Origin of the sequence: Piscirickettsia litoralis, assembly GCF_001720395.1 — a bacterium.
In the GTDB taxonomy this organism is placed as follows: Bacteria; Pseudomonadota; Gammaproteobacteria; order Piscirickettsiales; family Piscirickettsiaceae; genus Piscirickettsia; species Piscirickettsia litoralis.
In genome coordinates this window covers 9,031-29,509 of record NZ_MDTU01000001.1, presented here as the reverse complement: position 1 = coordinate 29,509, position 20,479 = coordinate 9,031, and the positions used below count along the sequence as shown (strand labels likewise).

Annotated in this window: 19 protein-coding genes and 1 pseudogene; 5 read left to right on the top strand and 15 right to left on the bottom strand. The window is 42.2% G+C overall.

Annotated features, from left to right (window positions below):
• From BGC07_RS24085 to aspS, 6 genes and pseudogenes are all read right to left on the bottom strand, one after another.
• A pseudogene (locus BGC07_RS24085) lies at positions 1-94 on the bottom strand (IS982 family transposase); the annotation flags it as partial.
• Between the two features lie 294 nt (positions 95-388).
• Entirely contained in the window at positions 389-562 is a 174-nt protein-coding gene (locus tag BGC07_RS21040; RefSeq protein WP_201258074.1) for a hypothetical protein, read from the bottom strand.
• 67 nt (positions 563-629) lie between these two features.
• Entirely contained in the window at positions 630-953 is a 324-nt protein-coding gene (locus BGC07_RS00120; protein WP_069311479.1) for a hypothetical protein, read from the bottom strand.
• Positions 954-1,045: 92 nt separating this feature from the next.
• On the bottom strand, positions 1,046-1,789 hold the full coding sequence (locus BGC07_RS00115; protein ID WP_069311478.1) for a YebC/PmpR family DNA-binding transcriptional regulator: 744 nt from the start codon (positions 1,787-1,789) through the stop codon (positions 1,046-1,048).
• 13 nt (positions 1,790-1,802) lie between these two features.
• Positions 1,803-2,714, bottom strand: coding sequence for a quinolinate synthase NadA (gene nadA, locus BGC07_RS00110; RefSeq protein ID WP_235602794.1), 912 nt, complete (start codon positions 2,712-2,714; stop codon positions 1,803-1,805).
• 195 nt (positions 2,715-2,909) lie between these two features.
• On the bottom strand, positions 2,910-4,697 hold the full coding sequence (gene aspS, locus BGC07_RS00105; RefSeq protein ID WP_069311477.1) for an aspartate--tRNA ligase: 1,788 nt from the start codon (positions 4,695-4,697) through the stop codon (positions 2,910-2,912).
• A gap of 226 nt (positions 4,698-4,923) precedes the next feature.
• Here aspS and BGC07_RS00100 point away from each other — a divergent pair, with 226 nt between their 5' ends.
• On the top strand, positions 4,924-5,664 hold the full coding sequence (locus tag BGC07_RS00100; protein ID WP_069311476.1) for a hypothetical protein: 741 nt from the start codon (positions 4,924-4,926) through the stop codon (positions 5,662-5,664).
• Positions 5,665-5,846: 182 nt separating this feature from the next.
• Here BGC07_RS00100 and BGC07_RS00095 read toward each other — a convergent pair whose 3' ends face one another.
• The 5 genes from BGC07_RS00095 to glpK all read right to left on the bottom strand — a co-directional run bounded on the left by BGC07_RS00095 (position 5,847) and on the right by glpK (position 10,140).
• Entirely contained in the window at positions 5,847-7,007 is a 1,161-nt protein-coding gene (locus BGC07_RS00095; RefSeq protein ID WP_069311475.1) for an MFS transporter, read from the bottom strand.
• A 125-nt stretch (positions 7,008-7,132) separates the two neighbouring features.
• The gene (locus BGC07_RS00090) at positions 7,133-7,396 is read right to left on the bottom strand and encodes a hypothetical protein (protein ID WP_139121551.1); all 264 of its coding nucleotides are present in this window, start codon (positions 7,394-7,396) and stop codon (positions 7,133-7,135) included.
• Positions 7,397-7,468: 72 nt separating this feature from the next.
• A complete protein-coding gene (locus BGC07_RS00085) occupies positions 7,469-8,044 on the bottom strand; it encodes a hypothetical protein (protein WP_069311473.1) in 576 nt (191 codons plus the stop codon).
• Positions 8,045-8,138: 94 nt separating this feature from the next.
• Complete coding sequence (locus BGC07_RS00080) at positions 8,139-8,570, bottom strand: VOC family protein (RefSeq protein ID WP_069311472.1); 432 nt, start codon at positions 8,568-8,570, stop codon at positions 8,139-8,141.
• Between the two features lie 85 nt (positions 8,571-8,655).
• Positions 8,656-10,140 carry a glycerol kinase GlpK gene (glpK, locus tag BGC07_RS00075; protein WP_069311471.1) on the bottom strand — a complete coding sequence of 495 codons (1,485 nt, stop codon included), beginning with the start codon at positions 10,138-10,140 and terminating at the stop codon, positions 8,656-8,658.
• Positions 10,141-10,214: 74 nt separating this feature from the next.
• On the opposite strand from glpK, the gene glpD reads away from it, so the two are divergent.
• Together glpD and BGC07_RS19120 are read left to right on the top strand one after the other, a co-directional pair.
• A complete protein-coding gene (glpD, locus tag BGC07_RS00070; protein ID WP_235602793.1) occupies positions 10,215-11,942 on the top strand; it encodes a glycerol-3-phosphate dehydrogenase in 1,728 nt (575 codons plus the stop codon).
• A complete protein-coding gene (locus BGC07_RS19120; RefSeq protein ID WP_235602792.1) occupies positions 11,876-12,223 on the top strand; it encodes an ester cyclase in 348 nt (115 codons plus the stop codon). The genes glpD and BGC07_RS19120 overlap by 67 nt, the downstream gene beginning before the upstream one ends.
• Before the next feature lie 9 nt (positions 12,224-12,232).
• On the opposite strand, the gene BGC07_RS00060 is transcribed toward BGC07_RS19120, so the two are convergent.
• Both BGC07_RS00060 and BGC07_RS00055 read right to left on the bottom strand, forming a co-directional pair.
• Positions 12,233-12,799, bottom strand: a complete 567-nt coding sequence (locus BGC07_RS00060) for an ATP/GTP-binding protein (RefSeq protein ID WP_069311469.1) — start codon at positions 12,797-12,799, stop codon at positions 12,233-12,235.
• 162 nt (positions 12,800-12,961) lie between these two features.
• A complete protein-coding gene (locus tag BGC07_RS00055; protein WP_069311468.1) occupies positions 12,962-14,434 on the bottom strand; it encodes a catalase in 1,473 nt (490 codons plus the stop codon).
• Positions 14,435-14,658: 224 nt separating this feature from the next.
• On the opposite strand from BGC07_RS00055, the gene BGC07_RS00050 reads away from it, so the two are divergent.
• A complete protein-coding gene (locus tag BGC07_RS00050) occupies positions 14,659-15,627 on the top strand; it encodes a GRP family sugar transporter (RefSeq protein WP_235602791.1) in 969 nt (322 codons plus the stop codon).
• A 71-nt stretch (positions 15,628-15,698) separates the two neighbouring features.
• Positions 15,699-16,610: a ribokinase gene (rbsK, locus tag BGC07_RS00045; RefSeq protein ID WP_069311467.1), complete on the top strand. Its 912-nt coding sequence runs from the start codon at positions 15,699-15,701 to the stop codon at positions 16,608-16,610.
• A gap of 71 nt (positions 16,611-16,681) precedes the next feature.
• Here the strand turns inward: rbsK and BGC07_RS00040 are convergent, their stop codons facing one another.
• A complete protein-coding gene (locus BGC07_RS00040; RefSeq protein WP_069311466.1) occupies positions 16,682-19,744 on the bottom strand; it encodes an efflux RND transporter permease subunit in 3,063 nt (1,020 codons plus the stop codon).
• A gap of 11 nt (positions 19,745-19,755) precedes the next feature.
• On the bottom strand, positions 19,756-20,364 hold the full coding sequence (locus tag BGC07_RS00035) for an efflux RND transporter periplasmic adaptor subunit (protein WP_069311465.1): 609 nt from the start codon (positions 20,362-20,364) through the stop codon (positions 19,756-19,758).
• Positions 20,365-20,479 lie beyond the last annotated feature (115 nt).

Here is a 20,479-nt window from a genome sequence, read left to right as displayed (position 1 = left end):
TTTGGTACTCAAGTAATGAGGCTTTCCAGTGAGGCAAGAAAACCTGACAAAAGTCATCGACAATACAAAACAAACCGATTAAGCTGGTATCCATAAGCAGCTACTTGCAGTGGATTTAGATTATGAGAACCTAAATATTAATTGCAAACGAGCTGCTTTTTCAATAGAGCCTTATATCGAACTCACGTTAATTTACCAAAATTCAATAACAATTGCGAATTAAAAATCAATAACAATTAGAAATTCATACTGAGTCTTAGCGACATAGACACAGATAGTTTCATCGTATTCAGGGATTTTGAAGAGGGGAGCGTTATTTTCTAAAAAAACTCAATACTGAAGAAATAAACCGGGTAAGACATACAGACTCACCCAGCTCCTCACTTAATCATCGACCATTATTACGTGGTGGATTGTTTACTTTTTTCGCAATCAACCAAATAATCAAGCCTGCAATAATTGCAATCGCAACCCGCAGCCAAATCGCCACGCCATAGGTCTCAAACACAACAACAAGGCACAGGTAAATCAAAAATACAGCAAGAATCAAAATTGTCTTCATAACAACTCCATGTAGATTTAACGCTTAATCACGCATAATAACATTTTATATTTTACACCGCTATTTATTATTTATTTCTTCTTACCGAAAGCCAGATAATAAATAAAATAGGCACGCTGACAAAAATAAAAATGAGCAACAAAATCAGTGCAAGAAAGCCACCACTCGGACGCTTTGGCTTATTTGCCGATTGAGTTGTAACTGTGCTCTGTTTTTTTAATTGTTGCCTATTGTTGCTAACACTGTTAACACTACCCTGGCTCTGCACAGAAGAAGCACTATTTTGCTGTGGTAATGTTACACTCACAGCCTCGGCATTCACTAGAGCTGGAAACATCAGAGCCATTACCAGAGCAAATATACCAGTCATTTGTTGTATTAAATATTTCATTTATGCCATTTCTTTAACTAGAGAGAAATAAAAAGCTGGCTCCATTGATAATAGTTCACCAGCTTTTTATAAAAATATAAGTGCGTTAGCGATTACAGTTGCTCAATTACCGCTTCTGGAATATCCGCATTCGTGTACACTTTTTGTACGTCATCGAGATCTTCCAACATATCGACCAAGCGCATGACCTTTTGTGCACCTTCAAGATCAAGCTCGGTGGTATTATCTGCGACCATAGTCACATCAGCATCTGCGGCTTTAAAACCTGCTTTATCTAAGGCTTCTTTGACTTCAATGAGGTCGCCTGGCGCTGTAACCACTTCGGCGCTGCCATCTTCATCCATGACAACATCTTCTGCACCTGCTTCAAGCGCAGCTTCCATTAATACATCTTCATCTAAGCCTGGCGCAAAATTAATGCTACCGCGCTTATTGAACATGTAAGAGACAGAACCATCCGTTCCTAAATTACCACCACACTTAGAAAAAGCATGACGAACTTCAGCCACTGTTCTTTTATGATTATCGGTCAAGCAATCCACCATAACAGCGATGCCACCACTACCATAACCCTCATAACGAATCTCATCATAATCGTCACCTTCAGCACCACCAGCACCGCGCTTAACCGCACGATCAACAACATCACGCTTCATGTTGTTACCCAGGCCCTTATCAATGGCGGCACGTAAACGCGGGTTATTTTCTGGGTCTGCACCCCCCATTTTTGCCGCAACAACAATCTCACGAATGAGTTTTGTGAATAATTTACCACGCTTGGCATCTTGTGCATTTTTGCGGTGTTGAATATTATGCCACTTACTATGACCTGCCATAAAAAAGCCCCTTTTACTTTAAATATTGCTTACTAAAGTCCAACATGCGATCCAGAGAAATCACCGCTTTTTGGCGGATGTCTTCAGGCACGTTAATTTCATTCTGGCCTGTCTCTAGCACTTGCCTTAAATTCGTTAAGTTATTCATCTTCATCCATGGGCAAATCGCACACATTCTGCACTCTGCTCCTTTGCCTCCGGTCGGTGCGGCAATAAAATTCACATCCGGACGCGCTTGCTGCATCTTATAAAAAATGCCGCTTTCCGTGGCTACGATCATCGTTTTATTATCTAAACGCTTAGAAGCTGCTAACAATTGCGATGTCGAGCCGACGACATCGGCCAATTCAACAACCTCAGCTGGAGATTCAGGGTGCACTAATACCACAGCCTCTGGATGAATCTCTTTTAGTTGCTTTAAGGATTCAGCCTTAAACTCTGCATGGATAATACATTCACCCTGCCAAAGCAACATGTCTGCACCTGACTTTTCTTTGATATAACCACCCAAATAACGATCGGAGGCCCAGATAATTTTCTTGCCCTGCTCATGCAAGTGCTCAACAATTTCAACCGCACAACTCGATGTTACCACCCAATCCGCGCGGGCCTTTACCGCTGCAGAAGTATTCGCATAGACAACAACCACACGATCCGGATGCTGATCACAAAATTCGGAAAATTCATCTTCCGGGCAGCCCAAATCTAGCGAGCATTCTGCTCTTAAATCCGGAACCAGTACTTTTTTCTCAGGGCTCAACACTTTAGAGCTTTCACCCATAAAACGCACACCAGAAACAATCAGTGTTTTTGCAGGGTGTTTCTTACCAAACTCAGCCATTGCTAAAGAATCGCCGATAAAGCCATCGGTTTCTTCAGTAATGCGCTGAATTTCAGGATCTGTATAATAATGCGAAATCAGCACTGCTTGCTTTTCTTTTAGCAGCGCTTTAATTTTTATGCGTTCTGCCTCTATCTCGGCCGGCCCATCGGACCTGTAGGCATTTCTTTTGGTAATGCCTCCTCGATAGCAGCATTAAATTCTGTCACGGCCATGTAATATTACTACTCTATCTGCTGACGTTCTATTTATTTTAGGAGGTGTATTATACACCCCCACTTAATTCTCGCCAACTACCGCTTTATTATCACGTACCACTCGGATTCCAAGCTCGATCAACTGCTCAACGGATGTAGTCCCTGGCGCTGAAGTTAAAGGGCAGCTTGCCGTTTGTGTCTTGGGAAAGGCAATGACATCACGAATATTGTCTGTACCGGTCATGAGCATAATAATACGATCCAAACCAAAGGCTAAACCACCATGTGGAGGCGCACCATATTTGAGCGCATCGAGCAAGAAACCAAATTTTTCTTTCGCCGTAGCTTCATCAATCCCTAATAACTTTAACACCTCTTGCTGAACCGCTTCTTGGTGAATACGAATCGAGCCGCCCCCAATTTCATAACCGTTTAGCACCATATCATAAGCACGCGATAGCGCTTCTTGCGGGTTATTTTTTAATTCTTCTAATGAAGCAGGTGCGGTAAATGGATGATGCAATGCCTGTAAGTGCCCATCTTCTTCTTCAAACATCGGGAAGTCAACCACCCACAAAGGTGCCCAGTCGCCTTGCAATAACTCAAGATCTTCACCGAGCTTTAATCTCAAAGCCCCAAGCGCATTCGCCACGACTTTATTGCTATCAGCACCAAAGAAGATTAAGTCCCCCGTTTGTGCCTGTGTGCGATCCAAAATGGCGGCAAGTTCTTCATCACTCAACAATTTAACAATCGGCGATTGCAAACCTTCACGACCGGCACTCGCATCGTTAACCTTAATATAAGCTAAACCTTTAGCGCCATAAATGCCGACAAATTGCGTGTAATTATCGATTTGCTTACGCGTTAATTTACTTGCACCTGCTGGTACACGTAATGCTGCGACACGCCCCATTTCAGCCTGTGCAGGTGAACTAAAGACTTTAAAGCCACTATTTTCAACAATATCGTCAACTGTGATTAGCTCAAGCGGGTTACGCAAATCTGGCTTATCACTCCCAAAACGCTCCATTGCCTCAGCGTAGCTCATTTTAGGGAAAGACTCTGGAAGCTTTACATCTAATGCTTGCTTAAATAACGAACGGATCATATTTTCAGCCAGGTTCATGATATCGCTTTCATTGACAAAAGACGCTTCGATATCGATCTGGGTAAATTCAGGTTGGCGGTCAGCGCGCAAGTCTTCATCACGAAAACAACGAACAATTTGATAATATTTATCAAAACCTGACATCATCAATAATTGCTTAAATAACTGTGGCGACTGCGGCAAGGCAAAGAACGAGCCTTTATAGGTCCGAGAGGGAACTAAATAATCACGCGCGCCTTCTGGCGTTGCCTTCGTTAGCATCGGTGTTTCTATATCTAAAAAGCCATTTTCTTCAAGAAAATTACGCACCTTGGCCGTCACTTTGGAACGAAAGCGCAAGCGCTTAGCCATTTCCTCACGACGTAAGTCTATATAACGGTAACGTAAACGCGTTTCTTCACCGACATCAGTCATATCATTGACTTGCATCGGCAATGGCTCAGCTTCGCTCAAGATAGTCACTGCATTCACATCAAGCTCAATTTTACCCGTTGCAATATTTTCATTAATCTGGCCATCCGGACGTAGATTCACCTGACCTGTCACCTGTAACACCGTCTCATTGCGATAATTCAGTTGATTATTATTGGGGAGATTCACTTTATTCGGGTCGATGACGATCTGAACGATGCCTTCACGATCACGTAAGTCGACGAATGCCACTCCACCGTGATTGCGACAACGATCCACCCAACCACACAATGTAACTTGTTGACCTTCAAGTGTTTCTGTTACTTCTCCGCAATAATAATCACGCATTATTTTTATCCCAAACTATTTTAAATTAACGAACATCTGCAACACCCGCCTTCTCATTCAGACCTGATCACAGCCTCAACAAACAGGTGCAAAGATCGATTATACCGTAAGCCCTTGTAAATTACAGCTTCTTTACCACCTTTCTAGCAGCACAATTAACAGGACAATTTTGCATGGATTATACTGTAAACAAAACACACAATGATTAAGACCGATCGACCCGTCTATGAAAACAAAACTCTCACGATTTATATTAACTTTAATCAGCATCAGCACAGGCTCGATGGTCATCAGTGGCTGCACCTTATTTCATAACGATACACTCGCCAGTCCTGATAAAAACAAAAGACCCCTGCCCTATCTGGCTAAACCTCACTATGCTACAGTTTACTTTATTCAACCTTTTACTCGTGCCCACTGGTACATGATTAACGACCCAACCCCCACCGACGCTTGGAGCTATACAGGTTCAGATATCTCTATTAGAAACCGCCTAGATATGCAAGAACGCTATTTAGGCTTACTCCATAAAAACACCTTATGCTTTTATGCCGTGCCTGGATTTTATCAACTCAACATTATTAACCCCGGCGCACGCCCGAAAAAAATCAAAGCTCCCATAGAACTACGAGCGGCAAAAAGTTATTTTTATGCCCTAGCAACATCAACGCATGGCAACCGTTTTACCACACGTTTAGACTCAGTCAGCAAGAAAACAGCAAGACCTTATATTTTCAATAGTCAGCCTAAACAATGCTTAAACTTTGCTAAGCTCTCGACCCACTGGCCAGCTTCTCGTATTCTAAAAAAATCACCTGATCAGCCTAACGAACAACACTCCAAAAGCATTTCATATACAAACCACAGATCCTGCCCATCTAAAAACTACAAAATTATTAAAACCAAAACAAACTCTCACTTGGCAGGCAAATTCGGTCAGTGCGCTCTTTCAGCCGGATTATATTAAAGGCAAACATCAAATCGAAGTTTCTTTTCTGATCAATTATGGTGAATTAAAACTGCGCTTTGCCAAACCTGGCTTTATGAATATTCTCAATAAAAGCTATAAAGGCCCTAAATTTATTAAAACGAAACAATGTAAAACCACTAAAACCCAAAACAGCCAGACCTTACACTGCTATGCCAGTATCAATGCTTTCTAGCCACTAACAAAAACCAACCATAGGCAATCACCGTGACAACAAGATAACAGCTAGCAACAGGCACAAGTGAGTGCACTTTTAAAAAGCTGCCGATAAAAGAGAACAGGCTAAATGCGATCCAAATAAAAGAAAATAATAAACCGTTTGCAGAGGCTGCCTGCGCTCGAAATAATGATAAGCATTCACCGACATACACAGGAAATAAAAACCCACCACAGAAAATCATAATAAAAATGGGCACCACCAGCTTTAACATAGTGATAGTGCTAAAACTGATACTGAGCATAACAACAGCCGCAATCATCATAACAATAAACGCCGCATTTGCCTTAGACAGTCTGGATATTCTAAAAAATAACCGACTGGTCATATTTCCTGAAAACCAAGCAAACCCCATTAACAAGGCAATATAACCATAGAAAACAGCGGATTGCTTTAAAACATTTTGAATCACAAAGGGGCCAACCACATTAAATATAGCAACATAGCCCATAAAAAAACTGACTAAAATAGTGCCGGTTAAGAATAATTTATTTCTCAAGACCGTCATATAACTAGAACTTACATGAGCCAACGAAAATGTTTTTCTACTGGCAATCGTCTCTTTAAAGAAAATCAAGGCTAAAGTTGTCAATAAAGCCAAGTAAGCCAGTACAAAGTAAAAATTAGCCTGCCAGCCAAAATAATGTTGTAAATAACCACCGATAAAAGGAGCGACAATAGGCCCTAATGCAAAAGATGCCGTAATATAGGTATATTGCTTTTTCAGTGCTGCGCCATCGAACACATCATTCAACATCGCACGGGCAGGCACCATCATGAAGGCTGTGCCAAATCCTTGGAAAAAACGCACTATAATCAATGTCGTCAATGAAGCGGTATTTAAAATCACCAATACCGAAATCAGTTGCAGCAACATACCAAATAAAAACGGCTTTTTACGACCCAAAGCATCTGAAATAGGCCCAGCAATCAACTGACCGATCCCCAGGCCCAAAGTAAACAACGTCACCGTGACCTGTACGAGCATATTCGATGAGCCGAAGTAGTTAGCCATCGCCGGCAATGAGGGGAGATAAATATCCGTGCTCATCCCCCCTAACGGAATCACAAAGTTCACAAATAAGACAATAAAAATTTTATTCATCAATCATCTCGGCGTATTCTCAACAGACTCGCAGTCTAGATACATAAAGTGGATTATAATAAAGAACATTCTAAGGTCAAATTACACCGGTGTTTTACACATAAAATGAGTCAATCACAAAGGAGTTAACTCAGTCTTACTGCTCGATATTCAGACTCATCACCTCCCCAAAAAGCGATCGTACCACATAGTTCACCTTCTTTGCTTTGCTCATCAAGCGCACCATCAATTTCACCTCGTGCCTCGTCACATTCATCAAAACCTTCCCATGTACTATCAAAATATAGAGAGTTTAGGTCTACATAAAAGCCCCCCCGTAACTGCGCAAAACTGGAACTCTCCACGGCCATCACCGCCAATCCGAATATAGCCAGGTTCCAGCAAATCAACGCATTCCTGATCCCACAACTCCATTCAGACAATGCGCCAATGGCCAAGTATTTTTTTCTTAGTTGAGTGTATCATCCAACAACTCCACAACTTTCGGGAAATGCTTCTTGCAAATCACCAAGTAATTCTCTTATGCCATCACCATAGCCCCATCCCACCAATTCGACACGCTTAGACTCAGCTTCCAGCCGCGGCATTAATTCAATCACTAGAGCATCATCTTTCTGCTTAATCAACATTTCAATCAGACGACCAAACATAGACTCCATACTGTTATAAAATGGTTCATTAATATCACCGAACTCCAATGTAAAATCATTACCACACACGACATAATAAAGCATCAAATTCAGCGTATCTCGAAGATCACCATTTGCCTTTTTAAACTCACTAATCGCTTTACGCCCAACAGAAAGCTGAACATCTTGTTTCCAAGGCTCTTTAGGACATATGGCTTCTCGAATACGTGCCTTGTAAGGTTTAAGATGATCACAACCACCTTGACGATTCAAAAAGCGTGAGTGAAAAAAAGCCTTATTTTCAGAACTAAACAGATACAAATCTTGTAATATCCCACGTAACTGGATCGCTGTCATCTTTGCAAGTACGGGTTTAATATCTTTCCATGTCTGCTTTTTCTCATTCATTATGAGATCTCCTGTTTATTTTAGTTGTGTGTAATTTTTAGTCGAGTTATCACAATTTCATAATCTGACCAATCTTCAGAGTATTGTATTGACCCTAATCTGCAAAATTTAGCTCAACCCTAACCCCGTTTGGATCAAGCAGCCAAATTTGTTTTAGAGCGATATCGTCATGGCAATATGTTTGATATTCAACATTACTTTTTTCTAATTTATCAATAAATGGTACATAATATTGATCAGCCAAAGCAAAGCAAAAATGATCAAATGCACCTGTCGAAAATTTTCCTTGGTTATTTTTATCTAAATCAGCAAATCGCTCATACTTTGGACCTTTCTTTTTATTTCCAGCATCACCGATATGTAGCACAGCAACGTTTTGTCCTGGAATAAACAAATGAAGGGACTTCGCTGTTTCTAGAGAAATATTCTTATCATAAGTTAAGCCGATAATATTACAGTAAAAATCAACTGTTTTTACCAGATCATGCGTGATAAAATTCACATGATCCAAACGCTTAAGCTCCATCTTGCACTCTCCTTTTATAAGGTTATAAATTGTTTTAAAAACCACCGAACCTCCTAGCCCCGTGGTTTAATCGCTAGACAAAACCCTAACTACGAATCCGTCCTACAGCATCTAACCAGCCCTGATATAACTGAGTGCGCTTTTCTTCACTCATCACAGGGGTAAACTGTGACTCTTTATGCCATAACTCCGCAATTTCGTCAGTCGAATGATAAATGCCAGCGCCCAAACCTGCTAAATAAGCCGCCCCCAATGCACTAGTTTCCACACAATTCGGCCGCTCTACTGTAACTTCTAAAATATCGGCTAAAAATTGCAGAACCCAGCGATTATGTGCCATACCGCCATCAACACGTAAGGTTGTCTGAAATTTCGCACCATCGTTATTCATTGCCAATAGTAAATCTTTAGTCTGATAACAAACAGCTTCCAATGCTGCACGAACAATATGATTAACCCCAGTATCTCGCGTCATCCCCAATAAGGCGCCCCGCGCTTGTGGATCCCAATAAGGCGCACCTAGTCCTGTAAATGCGGGAACTAAATAAACACCCCCACTAGACTCTACAGAGTTAGCAATCGTCTCTGTATCACTCGCTTTTTCTATCATTTTCACCGCATCACGCAACCAATGCACCGCCGCACCGGCGACAAAAATACTGCCTTCTAAGGCATAATTAACTTTGCCTTGCAAACGGTAAGCGATCGTTGTTAGCAGACGATTTTTAGACGTTAAGGCTTTTTGCCCTGTATTCATTAACATAAAACAGCCTGTTCCATAGGTGCTTTTGATCATGCCTTCAGAAAAGCAGGCTTGACCAAACGCTGCGGCTTGCTGATCCCCTGCCATTCCTGTCACCGGGATTTCAGTACCAAAATGCTCACGATCAGCCACGCCAAAATGGCCGCTGTTATCTGTTACCTCTGGCAGTAGAGCGTAAGGAATATTAAATAAAGCCAGCAGCTCCTCGTCCCATTGCTGAGTGTGAATATTATAAAGCAAGGTTCTTGATGCATTGGTCGCATCTGTCTTATGAGAGCTGCCGCCAGTTAGGCGCCACAATAAGAAAGTATCTACGGTACCAAAAGCAAGCTCACCACGCTCTGCTTGCTCGCGTGCACCTTCAGTATGATCTAAAATCCATTGCAATTTAGTCGCTGAGAAGTAAGGGTCGAGCAAAAGCCCTGTTTTATCCTGGATCATTTGTAAACAGCCAGGCTCTTTAGCCAGCGCTTCACATTGCTCGGTTGTGCGGCGATCTTGCCAAACAATCGCTCGCCCTAACACTTTGCCCGTTGCCTTATTCCAAACCAAGGTCGTTTCACGTTGATTAGAAATGCCGATTGCTGCCACTTGACTCGCTAAAATTCCTGAATTTTCAATGGCTTTTTGGCAACTTACTAAGGTTGTTTGCCAAATATCCTCAGCATCATGCTCAACCCAACCACCTTCCGGAAAATACTGTTTAAATTCAATTTGATGCTGCCCAACCGATTGTCCTTCACGATTAAAGACAATGGCGCGCGTGCTTGTTGTTCCCTGGTCTATAGATAGAATGTATCCTGACATTGATTACCAACTTACTCTTAAATTTATACTGTGCCTTAACATACCTTAGTGTTATATTATGCGGCAAGTACATAATGATGATTTTAGGAGCGGTTCAATTGGGTGCTGTTGTTTCTCATAGCGATCTATTTATTATTGGCGGCGGCATTAATGGCGCTGGCATCGCAGCGGATGCCGCTGGTCGAGGCTTAACTGTCACCTTATGTGAGCAAGATGATTTAGCCTCAGCAACCTCTTCTGCAAGCAGTAAATTGATCCACGGTGGACTTCGTTACCTTGAACACTACGAATTTAGCCTGGTTAAAAAAGCCCTAGCAGAACGTGAGATTCTGCTTAAAAAAGCGCCGCATATCATCAAACCATTACAGTTTATTTTACCGCATCAAAAGCATCTACGCCCTGCCTGGATGATTCGTGCCGGCTTATTTCTCTATGATCACCTGGCAAAACGCAAATTCTTACCAAAATCTCGCGCTCACAACCTAAAAACGACGATTTTTGGCAATAACTTAAAACCTGAACTAAAGCGTGGTTTCTCTTACTATGATTGCCAAGTTGATGATGCCCGCCTGGTCGTGCTTAATGCCCTAAGCGCCAAAGAGCAAGGGGCAACGATACTCACTCGCAGCAAGTGCATCTTAGCCAAACGCCATAACAATATGCTTTGGTACATTAAAGTCCAAGACCAGCAGACTAAAATCATTAAAGAATACACCGCAAAAGCCGTCATCAATGCCGCAGGGCCGTGGGCCAGCACGATTTTACCTGACCTCACCCAAGCACCTTCAGAATATAACTTAAGCCTGGTGAAAGGCAGCCATATCGTCGTGCCTAAGCTCTATGAAGGCGAACATGCTTATATCTTGCAAAATGCTGATAACCGCATCGTCTTCGCAATTCCTTATGAGCAAGATTTTACTCTTATTGGCACCACAGATTTAGCCTATGAAGGCAACCCTGCGCATGTTGAAATTAATGATGAAGAAACAGATTATTTAATTAGCCTCATTAATGGCTATTTCGAGCAAGGTATTCAAAAAAGCGATATTCTTTGGAGCTATTCTGGTGTTCGGCCCTTACTCGATGATGATAGCGACAACCCCTCAGCAATTACCCGCGACTACAAAATCACCATTGACGATGAGCACGCACTACCGCTCGTGAATATCTTCGGTGGTAAGGTGACTACTTACCGCACACTCGCTGAGCAAACCTTAGCAAAGCTACAGCCTTATTTCCCAGAGATGACAGCGCCTTGGACAGCGAATGATCATTTACCAGGAGGTGATTTAGGCCATGAGACCTTCGATAAATTTTTTCAAACCTTCCACAATCAATATGCCTGGTTAACTCAAGAATTTGCACACCGTTTAGCGCGTAGCTATGGCGCACGCGCCCATTGTATTTTACGAAAAAGCTCGGCTATTGCTGATTTAGGCCATCATTTTGGTGCAAACCTGTACGAGAAAGAAGTTGTTTACCTAATCGAACATGAATGGGCGCAAAGTGCTGAAGATATCCTCTGGCGTCGTAGTAAATTGGGCCTACGCTTAAAAGAAGCAGAGCAAAAAGAGCTCACTCACTGGTTAAGCAATTACTTCAGCCAGCAAGAAAATATCAATACAGCAACGCCAAACCCAAAAAAAGGTTTAATTCTATGCCTATTTCTTCTCAAACAGGTGAATTACTCATCAAAACAATGTTTGAGAAAATGTGGAATCAGCGCCAGCCCGAGTTGGCTGACGACATTTTCTCTGCCGATGTCATTGTCCATACCGCAGATGGTAGTTCTCAAGGTTTAGGCGCACTCAAAGGCTTTATTATAGAAATGCAGATCGCTTTCTCTAATTTGCAACACCAATGTCATGACATTATTAGCGATCATAATAATCGTATTGCCGCGCGCTTTTCAGGCCAAGGCACTCATACCGGAACATTTCAAGGTATGCCAGCAACGGGTCGGTCGTTTCAATTTACCGGCATGGGCTTTTACCATATAAAAGATAATAAAATCGCTGAGTTTTGGCTAGAAAACGATATGTCAGATTTTATGGCTGCTTTAGAAGGCAGCCAATCAAACTAAGATTAAGGTTTAAGCCGCAAGATAAGTAGAAATTTTTTCTACTCGTTCTTGCTCACTTCCCCAAATTTCTATAATTTTGGGCTGATTATAGTTCGGAAATAGACCGAACTCATCATCACGGTATAACCTTTTAAAGCAATTATCCACCGCTTGCCGATACTCTGGATTTTCCTCCGTATATAAAACAGAAGCTTGATTCGTGATTGGCAAAAAAATGATTAGATCAAGCTGACTCAATAGCTCGATTACTTGAGAAAACCGCTCAGAAGCTTCATGATGATGAATATCAAGCGACTCTTGTTCAGTAGCCTGCATTGCATAGGCAATAAAATCGACCGGACACCGGTCAAAAATAATATTATCTTCCATAGCGTGTCGATCCAGCTGCTCTAAACTACGATCGAGCTGCTCTAACATCGTTTCAAGCGTAGGCGCTAAAGCAAACGCTCCACTCTCTTCATCTAACAGCTCATAATAAGCTTCTTTAATAAATTGGTATTTAGGATACCGTTTAATTAAATCATGAATTAAAGTCGTTTTACCCACACCGTGAGTGCCAGATATTGCAATGCGCATATAAAGTCATCCTGTAAAGCGAGGATGATAATCACCTTTGCGCAAAAAAGCAAATAAATTAGCTCCATCAACAATACACTGGCAGCGAAGACAAGAAAGAGAGCTCCAAAGAAGCTCTCTCCAGCACTTCACGAGAGAAATAAAATGCTTTGACAAGGTATTTTACTTTTCTTTAAGCTGATTGACTAAGATTTCAATACGTTGACCATAATCGCTATCACATTTTCTAAAGTGCGCTAACATGCGCCCTATCACAGGCTCAGAAGCAAGACTTAAACTACCAGCAATATTATTAACGAGCTGACTTTTCTGCTCTTCACTCATGATGCGATATAAATTTCCAGCCTGACTATAATCATCCGCACCCTCACGATGGTCATAGTAGTCTGCATCCCCTGAAATTTTTAATGGAGGTGCTTTTATGGCTGCATTCTCAGCAGGCCCATTCTTGCTGTTAGGTCCATAATTAATGTCTGCTCTACCTGATGGTACAGTCCCTTGCGAGCTGTAAGGGCAACGCGTTCCAGCCATCGCTCCACCACGCTGGTAATTTTCTACCCGTGTCGCATGTGGACAATTCACAGGTAAATCATTATAGTTCGCACCGATGCGATAACGATGAGCATCAGGATAACTAAACAGTCTAGCCTGTAGCATTTTGTCCGGAGATGCATCAATTCCTGGCACTAAATTACTGGGCGATAATGCAACTTGCTCAACTTCAGCAAAATAATTATCTACATTCCGATTTAACTCTAGCACCCCAATTTCAACTAAAGGATAATCTTGATGTGGCCACACTTTTGTCAAATCAAACGGATTCACTTTATAATTTTCCGCTTGTTTCTCAGGCATAATTTGTAGATAAACTCGCCACTTTGGGAAATCACCCTTCGCAATCGCCTGTACTAGATCTTCTTGTGCATGGTCCGAGTTTTCACCCGTTATTTTAGCGGCTTCTTCACCACTTAAACACTGAATGCCTTGCTCGGTTTTAAAGTGCCATTTCACCCAAAAACGCTCACCTTGTTTATTCCATAATGCAAAGGTATGAGAACCATAACCATTCATATGTCGATAATCTTTTGGTATGCCACGATCAGACATTAAAATAGTCACCTGATGCATGGCTTGTGGGTTTAATGACCAGAAATCCCACATCGCTTCCGGATCTTTTAGGTTGGTCACCGGATGACGCTTTTGCGTATGAATAAAGTCAGGAAATTTACTTGGATCGCGCAGAAAAAACACCGGGGTATTATTACCAACAACATCGTGATTACCTTCACGAGTATAAAATTTCACGGCAAAGCCACGTGGGTCGCGCACAGCATCACTAGAACCCATTTCACCACCCACAGTGGAAAAACGCAGGAAAACCTCAGTTTCGTCGCCTTCTTTTTGCAAATAATCAGCAATGGTATAGTCACTTAAGCTTTTTGTCAGTGTGAAGGTACCATACGCCCCGCTGCCTTTGGCATGAACAACCCGCTCAGGAATTCGCTCACGATTAAAGTGCGCTAACTTCTCTAATAATTGCCAATCTTGTAATAAAATTGGGCCACGCTCTCCTGCGGTTAAACTATTTTGATCATCTGCAATCGGTGCACCATTACTGGTTGTCAGTATTGTCATTATTATCCCCTTTGCTGTTTTACTTGGTTCATTCAACGAGCTTTATTAAATTCAGCAGCTCTCTGTGATACCATACCTGACAAGACATCATAGCGTCACTATAATTTAGCAAAGGCAAATAGCACCCATAACACACGGTATGAAGATTTGACTTATACTCCCAGGTCCGTAGGATATCTTTCACTAAAAATAATAATTTTTACAACAAAAATAAGGAAAATCGTGTGCTTATTATCAATTCTTACCCCCTGGCTGTTATGTTATGCATCATTACCATGCTATGTTGGGGATCCTGGGCCAACACACAAAAGCTTGCATCTAAGTCTTGGTCATTCCAGCTTTATTATTGGGATTATGGCTTTGGTGTTCTCATCATCTCTTTTATTCTTGCTATTACCTTAGGCAGCACCGGTCACGAAGGACGGGCTTTTTTCACTGACCTCAGTCAAGCTGATTTGCATAATTTATGGTCTGCTTTTTTAGGTGGCGTAATATTTAATTTGGCAAACATCCTCCTTGTTGCTGCGATTGATATCGCAGGCATGGCGGTTGCTTTTCCCGTTGGCATCGGCTTAGCGCTAGTCATCGGGGTCATTGTTAACTATATAGGTGAACCTATCGGCAATCCCATTTTACTCTTTTTGGGAGTGCTCGCTGTGGCGATCGCGATTATCATAGATGCCCTCGCTTATAAACGCCTTGAAGCACATAACAACAATCAAAAAACAGTAAAAGGCTTAATCATTGCGATCATCGCAGGTATCCTCATGGGCTTTTTCTATCGTTTCGTTGCCAACTCAATGTCGATGAATTTTGCCCACCCGGCAACAGGGAAATTAACGCCTTATTCGGCTACTTTTATCTTCTCTATCGGCCTTGTGCTTTCTAGCTTCATTTGGAATAGCTTGATGATGAAAAAGCCATTAACCGGCGAGCCCATCGCCTTTTCTCGCTATTTTAAAGAAGGCAACCTAAAACTTCACCTCATCGGTATGCTCGGCGGTGCGATTTGGGGCTTAGGTACTTTACTAAACTTCCTTGCTGCAGGGCGTGCTGGAGCTGCAATTTCATATGGTTTAGGTCAAGGTGCGACCATGGTTGCTGCCATCTGGGGGTGTTTATTTGGCATGAATTTAAAAAAGCCCCCCAAGGGACGAATAAGTTATTGGCCTCTATGTTTTTGTTTTACTTAATCGGCCTTGCTCTTGTGATTGCAGCGCGCATTATTTAAAGTTTATAAATGAGTTAAAGAAGGATTGCTATTATGTCCATCGTTGTTATTGGTAGTTCTGCCACTGATATGATCTCTCTCGTCCCGCACCTACCGAAGCCCGGTGAGACCGTCATTGGTGCTGACTTTCAAACGGCCGCAGGCGGTAAAGGCGCGAATCAGGCCGTTGCAGCGGCACGCTTAGGTGGAGATGTCACCTTACTGGCTAGCATTGGTCAAGATCATCTCGGCGATCAGTCAATCGAGGGTTTTCAAAAAGACCACCTTTGTGTTGATTATATACAACGCCCCGAAGGTAAATCAGGAGTCGCCCTGATTTTTGTTGCTGAAAATGGCGAAAACAGCATCGCCGTCTCCCCAGGGTCTAACGCCCTACTCTCTCCTGAATATATAAAAAGTAATGAGAGTGTTATCAGCCAAGCCTGCTATCTTCTTGCTCAATTAGAAACCCCAATGGAGAGCATATTAGCAATCGCCAAACTCGCCAATAAATATAAAATCCCTTTTGTACTCAACCCTGCCCCCCGCACAAAAAAGTTAACCGATGAATTATTACAACAGGTCAGCATTTTAACACCTAACCAAACAGAAGCTTGCCTGTTAACCGGTATCGAAGTGATCGATCAAGCCAGTGCAGAACAAGCGGCTCAGACTTTATTACAGCGCGGTGTAAATACAGTCATTCTAACGCTTGGTGAACAAGGTGCTTTAATTGCAGAAAAAGGGCAGCCAGCCAAACTTATCCCTGGCATCAATGTCACCGCCAAAGATACCACCGGTGCAGGGGATACCTTTAATGGCGCTCTTGTTCTGGCGTTATCCAAAGGTGAATCATTAGAAAAAGCGGTACGCTTCGCTAATGCCGCCGCGGCAATTTCAGTAACACGTATCGGCGCTCAACCATCCGCACCTGACTTAGCAGAAGTCAATCAACTGATAGGTTAAACAGCTAATTTGGTTCTATAAAGTTTATAAAAGGAGCGCGGCAAACATGAGATTTAGCCTGCTCTTTTTTATTAGTCACGAGAGCGACGGAAAGACCATTTAAACTGATTTAATGCACCTAAATAGGTATAGGCAACAGGAACAACAAATAACGAAAATACCGTTCCAAAGCTCAAACCTCCAACCAAGACCCAACCTATCTGTGACCGCCCAACAGAGCCTGGCCCCACCGCAAAAGCCAATGGTAATGTGCCAAAAATCATAGCAAACGACGTCATTAAAATCGGGCGTAAGCGTGTTTTCGCAGCTTCAGCAACGGCCTCATGGCGATTTAAGCCCTCTTTAATCAGCTGATTAGCGAACTGCACAATTAAAATACCATGCTTGGACACTAGGCCAACGAGGGTCAATAAGCCAATATTAGTGTAAAGGTTTAGTGTGCCCCCGGTGAGTTTAAGCGTAATAATGGCCCCTACAATACACAAAGGCACAGTCAATAAGATAATTAACGGATCGACAAAACTTTCAAACTGAGCTGATAAAATCAAATAAATAAAGACCAAGGCTAAAAAGAACATACTCAATGTACTGCCTTGCGAGTCAGTCAAAGATTTAATGACTCCAGCGTAAGTATAGCTCTGGTCTTGTTGCAATAATGGCTGAATTTTCTGGTCAATGTAATTTTTTACATCACCGGCACTATATCCTGGTGTAATTGTTGCCGTAATCGCTGCCGCATTCATACGGTCATAACGCTGCAAAGTTGATGTTCCAACAATGGGCGTTAATTTAACTAAGCTTGCCAGTGGAACAAAGTTCTTCGTTGCCGACTTCACATACAAGTCTTGCATAACATCAAAATTACCCAAATATTTTCTTTGCACTTGAACGCGCACCGGGTAACTATTGACCCCTTGATCAAAGTAGGTAATTTGCTTGCTATTCATCATCGTGCCGAGGGTATTTGCAATGTCCCCCATACTGACGCCCAAGCGTGCCGCACGATCACGATCAACGGTGAGCGAGAACTGCTGCTCATCATACTTCAAGCTAGTTTTAACCCCTGATAAGCCAGGGTAAGACTTCAATGCAGCTAATACTTTATCCGCGGTAACCTGCAATTCGTGTAAATTATCATCCTGTTGGATAATTTTTAAATCTAAACCTGTTTCTGAAGTGCCATAAGATACTGGGTCTGGAATATCATAACTCACCAATAAACCAGGCACATTTTCATCGGTTAAAGGTCGTAAACGATCAATAATTTGACGTGTGCTTAAATGGCGCTCAGTGCCCCATGGCTTCATCGTGACAAAATTAACAGGACCACCTGCAATAGAAAATGCTAAATCATAAGCAATCCCTGGCACTTTATCCATTTGCGCTGATAAATCAGTCATATAACGATTCACATAGGCGGTATTCGAACCAGGGGGAGGCGTAATCACCGTGCTAAAATAACCAATGTCTTCCTTAGGAACCAGCTCCTGGGAAATATGCTGATAAACCCAATAGCCCAAACCTGATAAAACAATTAAAGCAGCAACAATCCAAATACGCACTTTTAACACATGCACTAAAATTGCTTTATAATACACAGCAAGCGCATCTAAAAAACCCTCAACACGGCGCATAATCGTTGAAGTACGCTCTATCGGTTGCAATAACTTCGCACTCATCATCGGTGATAATGTCAAAGCAACAAAACCAGAAATGACGACAGCTCCCGCGAGGGTAAAGGCGAATTCACGAAACACGGTCGCCGTAAAGCCAGAGCTTAGACCAATTGGAATATAAACCGCCGCCAAAGTTAAAGTCATTGCAATCACAGCAAAAACGATTTCACGGCTGCCCGCTAAAGCCGCCTCAAAAGGCGATAAACCTTTTTCTATATGCCGATAGACGTTTTCAACAACAACAATCGCATCATCAACGACCAAACCAATCGCTAAAACAACCGCTAACAACGTCATGATGTTAATGGTAAAACCAAATAACAGCATCACCGCAAAAACAGAAATAATACAGACAGGAATTGTCACAATAGGAATAATTGCAGCGCGCAAAGAACCTAGAAACAAAACAATGACAAAAATAACCAAAACGATAGCTTCAATAATCGCTTCAAAGCACGCATGAATAGCATCGAGCAAGAAGACAGACTGATCGTAAGCCACTTTTAGTGTCATGCCTTTAGGCAAGGTTTTTTGTATCTTTTCAATTTGCTCACGCGCTTCTTTAGCAACGTCAATAGGGTTCGCCGTTGTCATCGGGCGAATTTCCATAACAATACCGTTTTTGCCATTGATTTTCATCGGTGACGGAGTCAGTGAATCGTCGCCCAGCTCAACTTTTGCAATATCGCCTAAACGAACAATTTGCCCATCGCTATCGCGCAAGATTAATGAAGAAAACTGCTTCGGGTTGGTAAAGCGGACATGAGTGACTAGGGTAAAATTGCGTTCTTCGCCTTGAATCACTCCCGCAGGAAAGTCCACATTATCTTCACCTAACGCATTCACGATATCACTCGCCGTGATTTTTAAAGCCGCCATGCGCACAGGATTTAACCACACCCTAAGTGCACGATCAGAGCCACCATACAGCCAAACAGCACCTACACCAGGTAAGTTTTCAAAGTGATTGGTCATTTTATTAGCAACAAACTCTCGCAGCTGCGTTTGACTCATACTTGGGTCGATAAAAGCGAGGTTCAATGTTGGCGTCAAAACGAACTCGGTGGACACTGTCGGTGGATCCATCCCTGCAGGAAGCTGAGTATTTTGAATCCCCGCAATAGCGCCGCGAATATTATTCACCTGTGCATAATAATTGACCTGATTATTAAAGGTTACACTAATTGTCGTCAAACCAATTTTACTGGTACTTTTCATATCGATAATGCCACTAGCACTACTTTGAATGGCATTTTCAATCTTGCTCGCCACATCCTTAGACATGCTTTCAGGGGAAGCACCATCCAAAGAGGCACTGATACTGACTGTCGGCGAATCAAACCGTGGGAAATAAGTCATCTCAAGGCTATTAAAACTCACAATTCCAACAATCATCAACATAATACTGAGAACAGCCGCAAAAACGGGATGGCGAATGCATATTTCAGGTAATTGCATTGGTCAGTACCTTATTTTGTATCTTTATTATCAGACTTCGTTTTATTATCAGGCTTCGCAGATTTTTCTTGTGTGTGACGATCAGACGCAGAGGCTTTTTTATTAGCCTGTGTTGGTTGTTTACCTGACTCAGTTGCATCCTTGCTTCCTTTAGATAATGATTTAGATGGCTCTACCGCCTCGGGAGATTTGGTTGTTTCTGTTGCAGATGCAGGAGGAGCAGATGGAATCACTTTGACCGCAACACCCTCTTTGAGTTTTTGAATACCTGCAACAACCACTTGCTGATCGGCTTTTAAACCTTTTAAAACTTCAACATTGCCTTTATCATCTCGATTTCCCAAAGTGACGTTAACAAGGTGGGCAATCCCTTTTTCGATAATATAAACACTAGCTCCCTTTTGATTCACGCTCACTGCCGTTTCAGGGATAACAAGTACTTGATGTTGATTACCGAGCAGCTGTTTAACACTCACATACATCCCTGGAGAAAGCTTATAATCTTTATTTGGAATCTCTGCCTCTAATGCAATCGTCCCAGTCTCTGTATTTACTGTCGGCGAAATAAACTGCACCAGTCCAGTGACTAATTGATTAGTTGCATCCGATTTTACATTCACACTCTGACCGAGTAAAAGTTTAGATTTTTCGACCTTGAGGCACAGAGTAATCCACCTTCAATGGCGAAATTGCAACTAAACGCACAATCGCTTGACCTGTTCCGACATAAGCCCC